Source organism: Streptomyces diastaticus subsp. diastaticus, assembly GCF_011170125.1.
In the GTDB taxonomy this organism is placed as follows: Bacteria; Actinomycetota; Actinomycetes; order Streptomycetales; family Streptomycetaceae; genus Streptomyces; species Streptomyces diastaticus.
In genome coordinates, this window is record NZ_BLLN01000003.1 from 18169 (window position 1) to 32221 (window position 14053).

General features: G+C 77.1%; 10 protein-coding genes. 4 read left to right on the forward strand and 6 right to left on the reverse strand.

Annotation, left to right across the window (positions count from 1 at the left end; translation table 11 throughout):
• Nucleotides 1-3 precede the first annotated feature (3 nt).
• From Sdia_RS08630 to Sdia_RS08640, 3 genes are all read left to right on the forward strand, one after another.
• A complete protein-coding gene (locus tag Sdia_RS08630; protein ID WP_100452678.1) occupies nucleotides 4-474 on the forward strand; it encodes an acyl-CoA thioesterase in 471 nt (156 codons plus the stop codon).
• On the forward strand, nucleotides 471-1178 hold the full coding sequence (locus tag Sdia_RS08635) for a DUF8185 domain-containing protein (RefSeq protein WP_100452679.1): 708 nt from the start codon (nucleotides 471-473) through the stop codon (nucleotides 1176-1178). Before Sdia_RS08630 ends, Sdia_RS08635 begins: the two co-directional genes overlap by 4 nt.
• A gap of 76 nt (nucleotides 1179-1254) precedes the next feature.
• A complete protein-coding gene (locus Sdia_RS08640) occupies nucleotides 1255-1875 on the forward strand; it encodes a GyrI-like domain-containing protein (protein WP_100452680.1) in 621 nt (206 codons plus the stop codon).
• A gap of 20 nt (nucleotides 1876-1895) precedes the next feature.
• Here the strand turns inward: Sdia_RS08640 and Sdia_RS08645 are convergent, their stop codons facing one another.
• The 4 genes from Sdia_RS08645 to Sdia_RS08660 all read right to left on the reverse strand — a co-directional run bounded on the left by Sdia_RS08645 (nucleotide 1896) and on the right by Sdia_RS08660 (nucleotide 9629).
• Nucleotides 1896-2873, reverse strand: a complete 978-nt coding sequence (locus tag Sdia_RS08645; RefSeq protein WP_100452681.1) for an ABC transporter ATP-binding protein — start codon at nucleotides 2871-2873, stop codon at nucleotides 1896-1898.
• Between the two features lie 79 nt (nucleotides 2874-2952).
• Entirely contained in the window at nucleotides 2953-5691 is a 2739-nt protein-coding gene (locus Sdia_RS08650) for an FtsX-like permease family protein (protein WP_189500418.1), read from the reverse strand.
• Between the two features lies 1 nt (nucleotide 5692).
• Nucleotides 5693-8998 carry an ABC transporter permease gene (locus Sdia_RS08655; protein ID WP_189500417.1) on the reverse strand — a complete coding sequence of 1102 codons (3306 nt, stop codon included), beginning with the start codon at nucleotides 8996-8998 and terminating at the stop codon, nucleotides 5693-5695.
• A 226-nt stretch (nucleotides 8999-9224) separates the two neighbouring features.
• Complete coding sequence (locus Sdia_RS08660) at nucleotides 9225-9629, reverse strand: globin (RefSeq protein ID WP_100452683.1); 405 nt, start codon at nucleotides 9627-9629, stop codon at nucleotides 9225-9227.
• A 482-nt stretch (nucleotides 9630-10111) separates the two neighbouring features.
• On the opposite strand from Sdia_RS08660, the gene Sdia_RS08665 reads away from it, so the two are divergent.
• Complete coding sequence (locus Sdia_RS08665; protein WP_100453330.1) at nucleotides 10112-11053, forward strand: methyltransferase domain-containing protein; 942 nt, start codon at nucleotides 10112-10114, stop codon at nucleotides 11051-11053.
• A gap of 78 nt (nucleotides 11054-11131) precedes the next feature.
• Here the strand turns inward: Sdia_RS08665 and Sdia_RS08670 are convergent, their stop codons facing one another.
• The gene (locus Sdia_RS08670; protein ID WP_189500416.1) at nucleotides 11132-12355 is read right to left on the reverse strand and encodes an FHA domain-containing protein; all 1224 of its coding nucleotides are present in this window, start codon (nucleotides 12353-12355) and stop codon (nucleotides 11132-11134) included.
• A gap of 162 nt (nucleotides 12356-12517) precedes the next feature.
• Entirely contained in the window at nucleotides 12518-13879 is a 1362-nt protein-coding gene (locus Sdia_RS08675; RefSeq protein ID WP_189500415.1) for a vWA domain-containing protein, read from the reverse strand.
• Nucleotides 13880-14053 lie beyond the last annotated feature (174 nt).

Below are 14053 nucleotides of genomic sequence, written 5' to 3' on the forward strand. Positions count from 1 at the left end.
GTAGTGGCCCGCCACCTCTACCGCTGCCCCCTGCGCTGGTCGGACATGGACGCCTTCGGGCACGTCAACAACGTCGTCTTCCTGCGGTACCTGGAAGAGGCGCGGATCGACTTCATGTTCCGGCTGGCGCCGGGGAACGGCAGCAAGTCGTTCTCCGGCGGCTCCGTGGTCGCCCGCCACGAGATCGACTACAAGCGCCCCCTCGTCCACCGGCACGAACCGGTGCTGGTCGAGTCCTGGGTGACCGGCATCCGCGGCGCCTCGCTGACCATCGCCTACGAGGTCAAGGACCCCGACACCGAGGAAGGCCCGGGCACCGTCTACGTCCGCGCCTCCACCGTCGTCGTCCCCTACGACTTCCGGACGCAGCGTCCGCGCCGCATCACCGACGAGGAGCGCCACTTCCTGGAGAAGTACCTCCCGGAGGAGCCCGGCGCCGAGGAGGCGGGAGTGCCGGGGGCGCGTACCGCGTGAGTACCGCACCCCTGCGGCCGGCGGACCGCGGGGAGGCGGCCGACCTGGCCGCCTTCCTGCGCCGCCTGGTCCACTACGACAAGGCCGCCGCGGTCCGCCTCCAGCTCACCGGGGAGCGGCTGGCGGTCTTCGGCCGGCCCGCCTCCTTCGAGGTGCTGGCGGTCCGTACCGTCCTGCTGGACGGCGCCCCGCCGAGCCTGGACCGCACCGTCTCCGCCGGTGAGCTGCTGGAACTGGTCCACGCGGAGCCCGAACCGGGCGCGCCCTTCGGCGTCCCGGCCCCGGTGACCGGCCCGCCCTGGGCCGGAGTGCTGCCGCCGCGCACCGGCTGGCGGCCCGAACCGGGCCTGCCCGCCCCCGAAGCGATCGGCGCCGCCGTCGCGGGGGTCGTCGCCGAGTTCCGCACCCGCACCGAGGCGCTGGCGCCCGAGGAGCGGACCCGTACGGCGCTCGACGCGATCGGCCACGAGATCTGGTCCCGGCCGCTCGGCGACACCGCCCTGCCGCTCCGCGCCGCCCACGCCGCGCACGCCATGGGCTTCCTGCGGCCGGCACCGTCCCGAGGGGCCGCCGCCGAAGACGCCGCCCCGGCCGAGTCGTTCGCGCTGCGCTCGGCCGGCGCCTGGCTGCGGCTGCGCACGCCGTACGGTTCGGTGGCGGTACGCCGTGCCGGGCTGGGGGCCTTCGGGGTCAGCGTCCGCTGAACCGGGGGCGCCGCCCGGGGGCCCTGCCCGCCGGGCCTGCGCCCTCGGGTCCGTCCGTTCCCGTAACGTCCCCGCCATGCGGAACTACGACGTCAAGAAGGACCGGCGGGACCTGTACACCGCTACGACGAGCTTCGCCCCCGTCGACGTGCCCACGATGAACTTCCTCATGGCCGACGGCGCGGGCAGCCCCAACACCTCGCGGCTCCACACCGACATCGTCCAGGCGCTGTACGCCACCGCCTACGCCGTCCGCGCCCTGGCCGTGGAGGAACTCGGCCGCAAGCACACCGTCGGCCCGCTCGAAGGGCTCTGGTGGTCCGAGGACCCGCGTGCCTTCGTCGACCGCGACGAGGACGCCTGGCAGTGGCGGCTCCTGATCGTCCAGCCCGACTGGATCACCCGCGACCTCTTCGAGGCCGGACTCGGGCGCGCCGTCGAGGAGAAGGCCCCCGCCGCCGCCGGCCGGGTCCGCTTCGACGCCTTCCACGAGGGCCCGGCCGTCCAGATCCTGCACGTCGGCCCGTACGACGAGGAAGGTCCCACCCTCGCGCGGCTGCACGACGAGCACCTGCCCCGCCACGGCCTCAGGCCGCGCGGCACCCACCACGAGATCTACCTCTCCGACGCGCGCCGCACCGACCCTGCCCGTCTGCGCACCATCCTCCGCCAGCCGGTCGAACCCGCCGACGGCTGACCCGGCGGAGCGGTCGCCGGTCAGCTCTCCCGCTGCTCCGGGTCCGGCCACACCCCGAGGTGGTCGCTCTCCAGCTCCAGCAGCACCCGGTCCCGCAGGTCCAGCGCGGCGACGTGGTCGGCGGGGAGCTGGAGGCGTCCGGCGCGGTCCAGCATCGCGTACTCCCGGGCGACGACCGCCTCCTGGCCGGTGGTCGCGTCGACCTCGGTGCGGCGCAGCACCTCCGTGGAGGTGCGGCCGTCGCGGATGGCGACCGTGCGGCGGACCTCCGAGGCGACGGCCTGGTCGTGGGTGACGATGACGATGGTGGTGCCCAGCTCCTCGTTGGCGGTGCGGAAGGCGGCGAAGATCTCCTCTGCGGTGTGCGAGTCGAGTTCGCCGGTCGGCTCGTCGGCGAGGAGCACCGCCGGTTCGTTGGCGAGGGCCACGGCGAGGGCCACCCGCTGCTGCTGGCCGCCGGACATCTGGTGCGGCCGCCGGTCCCGGCACCGGCCGACACCGAGCAGGTCCAGCAGTTCCTGGGCGCGGCCCGCGCGTCTGCGGGCGCCGCCGCGCAACTGCATGGGCAGCGAGACGTTCTGTGCCGCCGTCAGGTACGGCAGCAGGTTCCGGCCGGTCTGCTGCCAGACGAAGCCCACCACCTCCCGCCGGTAGCGCAACCGCTCCTTGGCGTCCATCGCGAGCAGGTCGCACCCGGCCACGGTGGCCGCCCCGGCGCTCGGCTCGTCCAGCCCGGCGAGGATGTTCATCAGCGTCGACTTGCCGCTGCCCGAGGCCCCGACCAGTGCCATCAGCTCGCCCTCGCGCACCAGCAGGTCCAGCCCCTGGAGCGCCTGCACCTCCACACCGTCGGCGGAGAAGATCCGGACCAGCCGGTCGCAGCTGATCAGCGCGTCGTGACCGTACGCGGGGCGGTCCCGGCGGGCGGCGGCCCGTGCCTCCAGCTCGGCCAGCGACACGCCGCCCGCGCCGGGCCCGGATTCGGTGGAGTGGGTCATGGTCGTACTCCCGCCTTCGATGCCGTACGGAGTGGGGAACGCGTCTGCCGGGGACGGTCCGGCGGACCGGGGCGGGCCCTCACCGCCCGTCCCCCGCGCGCAGCTCGGTCGCCGCGGTGCGACGCGCCGTCCACCAGGCCTGCGCGGCGGCCACCGCCACGGTCAGCAGGACGCTCCCGGCGGCCGGGACCAGCAGCGACCAGGGGTCGGCCCGCAGCACGGCCGCCACCGCGTCGGAGCCGGGCGGCAGCGCGAGCAGCTCCAGGCTCACCCCGCCCGCCGTCAGCGCGAGGGCCACCCGGCCGACCAGGACGCAGCCGGCCGCCGCCAGCACCGCCTGCGGCAGCGCCTCCAGCACCAGCAGCCGGCGGCCCTGCCGCGCGCTCAGCCCCATCGTGCGCAGCCGGGCCAGCAGGGCCGTCCGCTCCGAGGCCGACCGGAGCAGCGACAGCAGCACGGCGAGCGCGGCGAAGACGATCCCGGCCGCCACCGCGACCAGGTAGAGGCGCTCGGCGCCGGACTGGAGCGGAGAGTCGGTGAAGGCGGCGCGTTCGGCGGTCCGCAGGGTCAGCTCCGTGTGCTTCCCGGCGGAGTCCGCGGCCTTCTTCAGCGCGGCCGTGTCCAGTCCGGACCCGGTGGCGAGGACCAGGGTCGGCAGCGCCTTCGGCAGGTCCGCCCCGTCGACGAGGAGGAACTCCTGGCCGGGCAGGGCGGGCGTGGTGGGGCGCACCTCGGTGACCTGGAGCGTGAACCGGCCGAGCGGCCCGCCCCAGCTGTGCCGCCCCGCACCCAGCAGTCCGGCGGTCCTCGGTGAGGCGATGGCGGAGAGGACCGGACCGGACTCCTTCGTGGCGGCCGGCCCGGGCGGCGCCTCGCGCAGCACCCGCGCGTCGAAGGCGCCGAGCCCGGTCTCCCGTGCCAGCCGCGCGTAGGCGCCGGGTTCGACCACGGCCATCGCGACCGTGGTGCCGTCGGGCAGGGCGAGGCTGTAGTCGACGTGGACGGAGGCGGTGTGCCGTACGCCGTCCACGGAGCCGACCTGGTCGGCGAGACCGTCGGGCAGCGGTGTCCGGCTCCGCTCCACGCGGGCGTCGGCGCCGGTGGCGAGGAGGGCCGCCCGGTCGCGGGCGTCGTCGATCCCGGCGAGCACCGCCCCGCCGAAGGCCGCCGTGGTCAGCGCGACCAGCACCGCCAGCAGCGGCAGCAGTTGGGCGGGTGAGCCGCGCCCGGTGCGGGCCACGGCGAGGAAGCCGAGGGCGCCCCGGGTCCGGGCGAGCGGGCGCAGCGCGAGCCGCAGCGGCAGCGGATGGAGGCGGACCAGGAGCAGCGCGGCGATCACCGCGACCAGCACGGGCGCGGCGGCGACCAGCGGGCCGCCCGCGTCCGTGCCCCGGCCGCGCAGGACGAGCACGGCGCCCGCCGCCAGGACCAGCAGGCCCAGTTCCGCGACGGTGCGGCGCCGGGACGGGCGGGACAGCACCAGGTCGGAGCGGGCCTCGTGGACGCGCGGCCTGCGGTGGGTGAGGACGGCGCGGACCGGCAGGGCCAGGCAGACGAGGGCGGCGACCGCCGCCGAGGCGGCCGACGAGGGCCAGGCCCGCGCCTCGGGCAGCAGCAGCCAGGCCAGCGCCTGTCCGGCGGCGGCCGCCGGGAGCGCCACCACGGCGGTCTCGGCGAGCAGCCGTCCGGCGAGTCCGGGGACGGAGGCGCCGCGGGCCCGCAGCAGGGTCAGTTCGGCGCGCCGCCGGTCGGCGGTCAGCGCCTGTGCCATCAGCAGCACCACGCCCGCGACCGTGCCGACGCCGACGAGGCCGACGGCCGTCACCGAGGAGACGGCCCGGCTGAGGCCGGCGAAATCGTCCAGGGCCCCGTCGAGTCCCGTGCTGACCTCGGCGTCGGAGGAGACCACGGTCCGCAGCCGCGACTGGAGCGGCCCGGCCTTGAGCGAGGCCAGGCCCGCCTGGAGCGCCGGTACGTCCCGTCCGGTGAGCCCGGAGGTGTCGGGGCTGATCCGCCAGTACATCCGGGGCAGCGGGTCCAGGCCGTACAGGAAGGGGCCCGCGTCGGGGGCCAGCAGCAGGCCGGCCTGCCAGTAGTAGCTGGTGTCGAAGGGGGTGTTGCTGGGCGCGGCGAGCAGGCCGGGGGTGCGCAGCACCTCGGTGTGGGACCAGTAGGTGGTCCGGGGCGCGAGCGGTTCGACGACGCCGGTGATCCGCACGGCGCGGTCCGGGCCCTGGACGGCGGGCAGGTGCACGACCGAGCCGGGCCTCAGCCGCATCGTCTTGGCGGTGGCCCGGGTGACGACCGCCTCGGCGCTGGGGTCTGCGGCGCGGACGCCCTCGCCCCGGGGCCAGGCTCCGGCGACCAGCCGGGCGTGGTCGGTGAGGCCGTCCTGGGCGGCGACGAGGAAGCGCGGCGGGAGCCCGTCGGGCCGGGGCAGGCCGGGGTCCTCGGAGGGCAGCGGCTCGGAGAGCTGGACGCCGAGCGAGCCGTTCTGCGGCGCGGCGGTCAGCGGCGCCGGCAGGAGCGCGTCGATCTCCGCGCCGACCGCGCGCAGCGTCGCGGCGCGCACCGCCTCCTCCCGTACGGTGGCGGACTGGTGCGGACCCGGCGGGCTGCCCAGCACCTCGATCGCCCCGCCGGCCGGTTCGCCGGTCATCGCGTGGCGCACTCCTTCCGCCTCGGCGTCCTCCACGGCGCGCGGCAGCGCTCCCGCGAGGAAGGCGGTGACGAGGACCAGGACGGCGAGGGAGAGCGCCTGGAGCGGCGCGGCCCGCAGCCGGGTGCGCACCCAGGGCGCGGCCGATCGTCCGGCCATGTCAGCGGCCTCCCTCGTGGCGCAGGGTCACGGTCGGGTCGCCCCGGCGCAGGGCGAGCGCGGCGACGATGAGGAGGGGGACGGCGACGACCCCGGCGAGCAGCACCGCGACCTGGCCGGCGGGCAGTTCGACGAGGACGTCCGGGAGCGGCCTGGTCGCCTCCCCGGTGAGGACGACCAGCGGCACCACGGCGCGGGCGAGGACCGCGCCGAGCAGCGGGCCGACCAGCAGGGCGACGCCGATCAGCACGGCCTGCTCGATGGCGATGAGCCGGGCGAGCTGGCGGCGGGGGGCGCCGAGGGCGCGGAGCACGGAGAGTTCGGCGCCGCGTTCGCGCAGCGATCCGGCGGCGCTGACGGCGAAGCCGACGGCGGCCAGCGCGGCGGCGACCACGGCGACGGCCAGCAGCGCGGCCTGGGGGCCCGCGCCCAGCGGGTCGTCGCGCAGCCGCTCGCCGATGGCCTGCCGGTCGGTGATCTGCTCCGGGTCGGTGTCGGGCCGGGCGGCGAGGGCGGCGGCGGTCCGCGCCGCGTCGCCCGGCGCGGTCCGCAGCCACCACTCACCGGGAACGGGGGCGTCGGCGCCGATGTCGTGGAGGGCGGCGTTGACGGCCGCCAGGTCCAGCAGGAGCGCTCCGCCGTCCTCGCCGCCGCCCGGGGAGCGGCCGCCGGTGGTGGGCACCGCCTCGACGGTGCCGGTGATCTCGGCTCTGAGCGTCTCGGCGCCCACCGGCACGTCGACCACCGACCCGGTCCTCGCGCCGCTGGAGGCGAGGAAGCGCGGGGTGGCGACGGCGGTCAGCCGCGGCGGGGCGGGCCGCTTCGCGGTGACGGCGATGTCGACGCCGGGCGCCGCCTCGGGACCGTAGCGGTGGAAGGAGTCCACCGAGGCCGGGGCGACCCCGGTGCGGTAGGTGACGCGTAGCGGGGTCTGAGCGGTGGTGGCGGGCTCCAGCGGGGTCACCGGCGGGGTGCCGCCCTCCACCGCCTCCTCACCGGAGTCGCGGTGGCCCTCCCAGGCGAAGCCGTCCGGCAGCGGCACCGGGGTGCCCGGGCCCTCGTCGCCCGCCGGTACGGCACGGATCTCCGCCACGGTGAGTTCGTGCCGCTGCCCGCGTTCGGCGGGCTGGTCGACCTGGAGCCGGATCTCGGTGACGGTGTAGGGCGCGGCGGCGTCGCGTGCCCCGGGCTTCCCGGCACCGAGCGGTACCTCGACGTCGCGGACCTGGCCGTCGGCGGGCAAGGCCCCGGTATGGACCAGGTGGCGGGAGCCGAACCGGTCCTCGAGAACCACCGACAGCCGGGGCGCCAGCGGCTCCGCGTGGTCCCCGCCGACCGCCTTCAGCCGCGTCGTCAGCACCGCGCTGCCGGTCTTCTCCGGCAGCGGCAGCCCGGCCCGGCGCGGGGGAGCGGGGCGCAGTTGCCGGGCGATCTCCTGCCGGTCGCCGAGGTCCGCGCGCAGCAGCAGCCCGTCGGCGGCGAACCCGGCGTCCACGGCGAGGACCTCCGCCGTGCGGTTCGCCGCCAGATCCATCGTGGAACGCAGCACCGGCGCGGCGTCGCGTACGCCGTCCGGGCCCCCGTACACCACGCCCCGGTCGGACTCCGGCACACGGCCGCCCGCCACCCGGACCTCGGCGCCGGCGGCGAAGTCGGCCTGGTCGCGCTGGGACCGCTCCCAGGTGGCGCCCTGGGCGACGGCGAGCATGCCCATCGCCATGGCGAGGACCATCAGCAGCACCGGGCCGGCGCCGCGCAGCGGACGGCGGCTGAGCTGCCACCCGGCGAGCGCGCCCGCCAGCCCGCGGCCCCTGGCGGCGCGCCGCTCGGCGAGCTTCGCCACGGGCGGCAGCAGCCGCAGGGTGAGGACGGTGCCCGCGAGCAGGCCCAGGGCAGGCGCGGCGACCAGCAGCGGATCGACGCCGAACGCCCCCTCGCCCGGCGCGGCCTGACGGTCGAGCTGCCAGAAGGCCGCCCCCGCGACGACCAGCAGCGCCACGTCCGCGCCCGCCTTCACCCAGCCGGGCAGCGCGCCGGTACGGGCTCCCGCGTCCTGCTCGCCGGAGGCGGCGGAGAGCGCGGGCGCGACCACGGCGAGGGCGCAGCCCAGCGCGGTCGCGGCGGCCACCAGCCAGACGGCGGGCGTCAGCGCGGTGTCGAGCCGCAGCCCGATCCGCTCCAGCGCGCCCTGCCCGGCCAGCAGCCGGGTGAGCGGCCCGGCGAGCAGTGGCGCGAGGACGACGGCGGGCAGCGCCAGCAGCAGCGCCTCCACGGCGGCGAGCGCGGCGACCCGGCGCCGCGAGGCGCCCCGGGCCAGCAGCAGCCCCGTCTCCCCGGCCCGCTCGGTGCTGAGCAGCCGGGCGACCAGCAGCAGCGCGTACCCGGCGAGCAGCACCAACTGGAGGGCGACGACCAGCAGAGTGGTGCGGGAGACCGTCAGGGCCCGCTCGGAGCGCTCCAGGACCTGCGGCAGCCCCGTCTCGGCCGAGGCCCCCGGACCGAGCGCGGGGTCCTCGGCGAGACGGGCGGCCCCGGCGGTGGCGGCCCGGGCGAGAGCGTCGGTCGTGGAGGTGTCGAGGGCGGCGTAGTCGGCGGTGGCGAGCCAGCCGGTCGGCCCGGGGGCGACCAGGGGCGCGGCGAGCGCCTTCGGGCCGGTCAGCAGCGGGCCATAGGTGGTGAAGTCGACGGTGCGCTGCCCGCGCCCGCCCAGCTCGTCGAGGAGCCAGTACGGCGCGGAGGTGTCGGCGGGCCGGTACAGGCCGGTGATCTCCACCGTCAGGGCGCGGTCGGTGGCCCGGTCGGTGAGGGTCAGCGGCTCACCGCCGGGCGCGAGCCTCAGCGCCGCCGCCGCGCTCTCCGGCAGCGCCACCCGCAGCGGGTCCGCACGCGTCCCGGTGCCGCCGTCGCCGGGCCAGCGGCCGGCGGCCAGCCGAAGCTGCGAGGTGTCGAGGGCGGCGAGGTGGGTCAGCGGCGGCTCCTCGCCCACCCGTGCCCCGGGCAGCGCGTACGTGGCCGAGCGCGGCAGCGTGCGGACGGTCACCGGCAGCCCGCCGAAGGTGCGGCGGGCCCCCTCGGCGACGGCCAGGCCGGCGGCCTCGCGCGCTTCCGGTTCCGGTTCGCCGCGGACCACGAGGGCCGCGTCGGCGGCGGCGCGGTGATCCAGGGTGTGACGCAGGGCCGCCTCGCCCACCGAGCCGGAGAACGCGGTGAGGGTGGCCAGCACGGAGGCCGTGAGCAGGACGGCGAGGAGCGCCGCGGTGAGCAGCAGCCGGTGCGCGCGCAGCCGCAGGAGTACGAACCTGGTCACGAACTTCCCCCCGATCCCCGTCGTGGGGAGGCGCCCCCCGCACCCCGTCGCCGTCCCGCACGCCTGCCGGGCAGCCTCTCCGGCGCGGGGCGGCCACGACAACGCTCCCGGAGCCGACTTGATCAGATTGTGACCGGAATGCGTTCACCCGTCGCCGGAATGTGAGCATCCCCTCACGCACGGGAGGGGATGCGGGGGAACGGGGCGGGGAGGTGCGGCAGGCGGGTCAGCCCTCGGTGTTGATCATCGACGCGGCGGCGTACGTCAGGTAGTTCCACAGCAGCCGCTCCTGCTCCTCGGGCAGGCCCAGCTCGTCGAGGGCCACCCGCATGTGCCCGAGCCACGCGTCGTGCGCCGCCCGGTCCACCTTGAACGGGGCGTGCCGCATCCGCAGCCGGGGGTGGCCTCGCTGATCGCTGTAGGTGCGGGGGCCGCCCCAGTACTGCATCAGGAAGAGGGCGAACCGCTCCTCCGCGGGGCCGAGGTCCTCCTCCGGGTACATCGGCCGCAGCAGCGGGTCCTCCGCGACCCCCTGGTAGAAGCGGTGCACCAGGCGTCGGAAGGTCTCCTCGCCGCCGACCTGCTCGTAGAAGGACTGCTCCTGAAGCGTGTCGCGCGGATCGTTAGTCACGCCACCATGGTGGCAGACGCGCGGGGCTTCCCGGCCGGGCCGGGGCCGGTCCCGCCCGGGTCCGGCGTCTGCCCGCCCCGGGCGCGGCGGGGCGGGATGGCCTCAGGCGCCGGCCGGGCCGGACGCGGCTGGGGCCGGGCCGCCCCGGCCGGTTGTCGGCCCGGCCGGTCAGTGACTGCCTCAGACGCCGGCGGGCTGTCACGCGGGGCGCCGGGTCCGTGTCCGTGCCGGTCACCGGTGCCTCAAGTGCCGGGCTTGCTGGATGCGGCGTCGGGCGGGGGCTCTCGGGGTGGCCCGGTTCGGTGTGTCCGGGGTGTTCCGGGCCGGGTTCCGCGTGTGGGTTGGCCGGGGTCGGTGCGGCGCAGCACAGTGGAGGTATGAGCGATCCGCGTGGCACGCAGGGAACGCGGGGCGGCGGGGGGCCTCCCTGGCCCCGGCAGGCCCCCGAGGGTGATCCGGTGGGGGGCGGCTGGGCGCAGGTGGTGGCCCGGGCGCGGGGCCGGCTGGTACGGGACATCGCCGACCAGGGGGTCTTCGACGGGGAGCCGGAGTGGCGGGAGGCGTTCGCGGCCGTTCCCCGGCACCTCTTCGTGCCGAGCTACTTCGGGCCGTCGGCCGGTGGCTGGCGGCGCATGTGGGGCGAGGACCCGGACCCGGGCCGGCGCCGGAGCTGGCTGGAGGGGGTCTACACCGACACGCCGCTCGCCACCAGGCTGCGCGACGGCGAACTCCTCTCCTCCAGCAGCCAGCCCTCACTCATGGCGAGGATGCTCGCGGAGCTGCGGGTCCGCGACGGCGACAGGGTCCTGGAGATCGGCGCGGGCACCGGCTGGAACGCCGCCCTCCTCGCCTACCGGCTCGGCTCCGCCCACGTCACCACCGTCGACCTCGACCCGGACATCACCGACTCCGCCCGCCGCCACCTGGACGCCGCCGGACTCCACCCGCACGTCGTCACCGGCGACGGGGCCCGCGGCTGCCGCGCCGACGCGCCGTACGACCGGATCCTCGCCACCTGCGCGCTGGACACGGTGCCGCGCCCCTGGCTGGAGCAGACCCGGCCCGGCGGGCTGATCCTCACCCCGTTCGCGACCGGCCTCGTCCGCCTCACCGTGCACGGCCCCGACCGCGCCGAGGGCCGCTTCCTGCCCACCCCGGCCTACTTCGTCCCGCTACGCGGCACCGAGCCCCGTACCGCCGGGGAACCCTCTGCCGAGGGCGTCGCCCGCCACGTACTCGACAACGAACGGTTCCGCTTCCTGCTGACGCTCACCGCGGGGAGGCTCACCCCGGCCGAGGCGCTGGAGGTGTGGCAGCGCGAGCACCACCCCGTCCGCGAACGTTTCGGCCTCACCGCCGACGCCGGCACCCTGACCGCCTGGCTCGACGACCCCGAGGGCCCGTACCGCTGGCGGCTGACCTGAACCGCGGGGCGTACGCGCGAGGCCGCGTCCGCCCCGGCGCGGGGTGGACGCGGCCTCGCGGAGCGCGGTGGGCGGCGGTCAGTCGCGGTGCAGGGTCAGCGTGGTCCAGGCGCCGACGTGGACCCGGTCGCCGTCGGAGAGCGGTACCGGTACGTACGGCTGGATCGGGTCCTCGCCGCCGTTGACGGTGGTGCCGTTGGTGGAGTTCTGGTCCACCACCGCCCAGCCGCCGTCGGGCCGCTGCACCAGCATCGCGTGCTGGTGCGAGACCCCCGGGTCCTCCGGCGGCACCGACAGGTCGATGTCCGGGGTGTCACCGGTGGAGTGGCGCCGCCGGCCGATCGTGAACTGGTTCCCGACCAGGGCGTGGCGCTGCTCCGGCGAGTACGCGGGCAGGTTGAGCCCGTCCGCCTCGGGGCCGCTGCGCTGCATCATCGCCATGAAGTAGCCGCGGTCGGGGCCCACCGACACCGACCAGCTCGCCGGAGCCGGCGGCCCCGGCGCCCGCGGCGGCTGCCCCTGCGGGCCAGGACTCTGCGGGCCAGGACTCTGCGGGCCAGGACTCTGCGGGCCAGGACTCTGCGGGGGCGCGCCCGGCCCGCCCTGCGGCGGCGCGGCCGGGGCGGAGGGCGGGGGCAGCACCCAGTCGTCGTCCTGCCCGGCGCCGGTCCGCCCGGACTCGCCCGGAGCCTGCGAGGGGAACGCCCCGCCGCCGGTCGCGGGCGGGGGCGGCGGCGGACCCTGCGCGGGGCCGCCGCCGTACGGCGGCGCCGGGTACGCCGTCGGCACGCCGGGCCGGCTCGGTGTCACCGGCGGCGGGGTCTGCTGGGCGCCCGGGCCGAGCGGCTCGGCGGGACGGTTCATCTGCGAGGGCCGTGAGCCCTGGTAGTCGTACGACTGCGGGGGCGTGCGGAAGCCGCCGGGCGGGCCGCCCGCCGGGGGCCGGGGCGCGGCGGGTGTGTACGAGGTCGCGGTGTTGGTGATGAAGTTCCACCGGCACTCCTCGCAGAACGGCGCGTCGGCCTCGCGCGGGGTGTGGCACTGCGGGCACAGCTGCGGCCGGCCGCCGGGGACGGCGGGCCCGCCCGGGCCGCTCTGCGGGCCGCCGGGAAAGCCGGGACCTGGGGCGCCGGGGCCGGGCGGGTAGCCGTGACCAGGTGCGGGCGGCGGCGGGGGCGGCGGGGGAACGCTGCCGGCGGGGCCGCCCGGGCCCGGAGGCACACCCGGGCCGGCCATGCGGTGGCCGCAGACCTCGCACCAGTCGTCGGCGTCCGACTGGTGTCCGTTCGGGCAGGTCGGCATGTCGGGCCTTTCCCCTCTCCTCCGGCGGCCGGGGCCGCGTCCGTGCCCGGGGGCACGTCGTCGTCTCGTCGGTGTACGGCACCGCCGCCCACCGCGGGCACCGGGCACGGCGACCGCAGTCGTCAGTGTCCGCTGTGACCGCGGAGACGGCAATGCCCGCCGTCACCTCCCGGGGCGAGGCGCGGGCGGGTGCTGCTGGTGCAGGCGGGCCGTCTTCGTCGAGCGGGTGTCCAAGGTCATCTCGTCGGCGTCCTCGACCCGTGCCTTCAGCCGCACAGTACCGTTCGCCTCGTCGATCACGTCCACCACCTTGGCCAGCAGCTTCGCCGTATCGGCGTGGCCCGAGGCGCCCGCCAGCCGCACCGCCCGGCCCAGTTCCGCGGTCGCCCCGTCGACGTCGCCGGCCTTGTGCGCGGCCAGCCCGTCCTGGATCGCCCGAGCCAGTTCGACCTGGCCCGTGTAGTGCGCGACCTGCGGGTTCAGCGAGGTGGAGACGGCCGTGTCGTCCGTCCACACCGCCCGCACCAGCCCCTGGCCGAGCGGCGTCGCACCGCCGTCCGGCCCCGGCACGACCAGCGAGACGCGGGCGGCCAGCATCTCCCGGCCCACGTCGGCCGCGGGTACGCGTACGCAGAGGTGGTAGTCGCGGGACTCGTCGCCCCACGAACCGGTCGGATAGTCGCCGGCCCGCGGGCCCACCGAGGCCCGACGCCCGGTCAAGTCCACTACAGCGGGGGCCACTTGCTTGACGAAGGTGACCTCCGCGCCCTGCGGGGTCCACAGCCGCAACGCCACGTCGGCGACCTCCTTGCCCATCGCCGCCTCCATCATCCGGCGGAAGTCCGGGGTGAGGCCGGCCGGGTCGGCGACGATGTCGGCGGAGCCGAGCAGGGCCGAGGCGATGGCTGTGACCTCTTTCACCTCCCAGTCGGTGCCGACGCCGTGCGCGTCACAGGTGAACCGCCCGGCGCAGACCTCCAGCGCGTCCCGCAGCTCCTCGGGCGTCTCGTGCTCGTTGCGCCCGTCGGTGAGCAGGATGCCGTGCCGGACACCGGCCGGCTCCGAGGTGAGCAGGTGTCCGGCCAGCCGCAGCCAGGTGCCGATCGCGGTGCCGCCGCCCGCCCGCAGCCTCAGCAGCGCGTCCCCGGCCTCCGCCCGCGTCCGGTCGTCGGCGAGGGCGAGCCGCCCGCCGCCCGGATACACCTCCCGGGCGACATGGGTCCCGGCGATCACCGCGAACCGCGTCCCGTCCCGGAGCGCGTTCACGGCGGCCCGGGTGGCGTCCCGGGCGTGCCGCATCTTGGCCGACGGGTGGTCCATCGAGCCCGAGCAGTCCACCATCAGCGCCACCGCCGAGGAAGCGCCCTCGGCGGCGGTGTGCGCGGGCGCGGCCCCCCGGGTCCCGCCACCCGTGGCGGTGACGGTGACGATCGCGTTGACGTCCCGCCCGCCCTCCGGCAGGAACTCGTTCTGGTAGACCTCCACGGCGAACCGCGGTACGTCCGGTTTGGTGAAGTTGGCCATCTGGTCCGTCCCCCCTGGGAACCGTACGGCCGGAGCCGGCCCGGCCGCGCGGACAACGTCGGCGACGTGCGCCGGGCGCCTTCGGCCCGGCCCGGTCAGCCCGATCCTGCCCCTGGGGGAGGGCCGGTCAACCCCGCACGGTGCCCGGCGTGTCCGGTACGCGCCTTCGGCGCA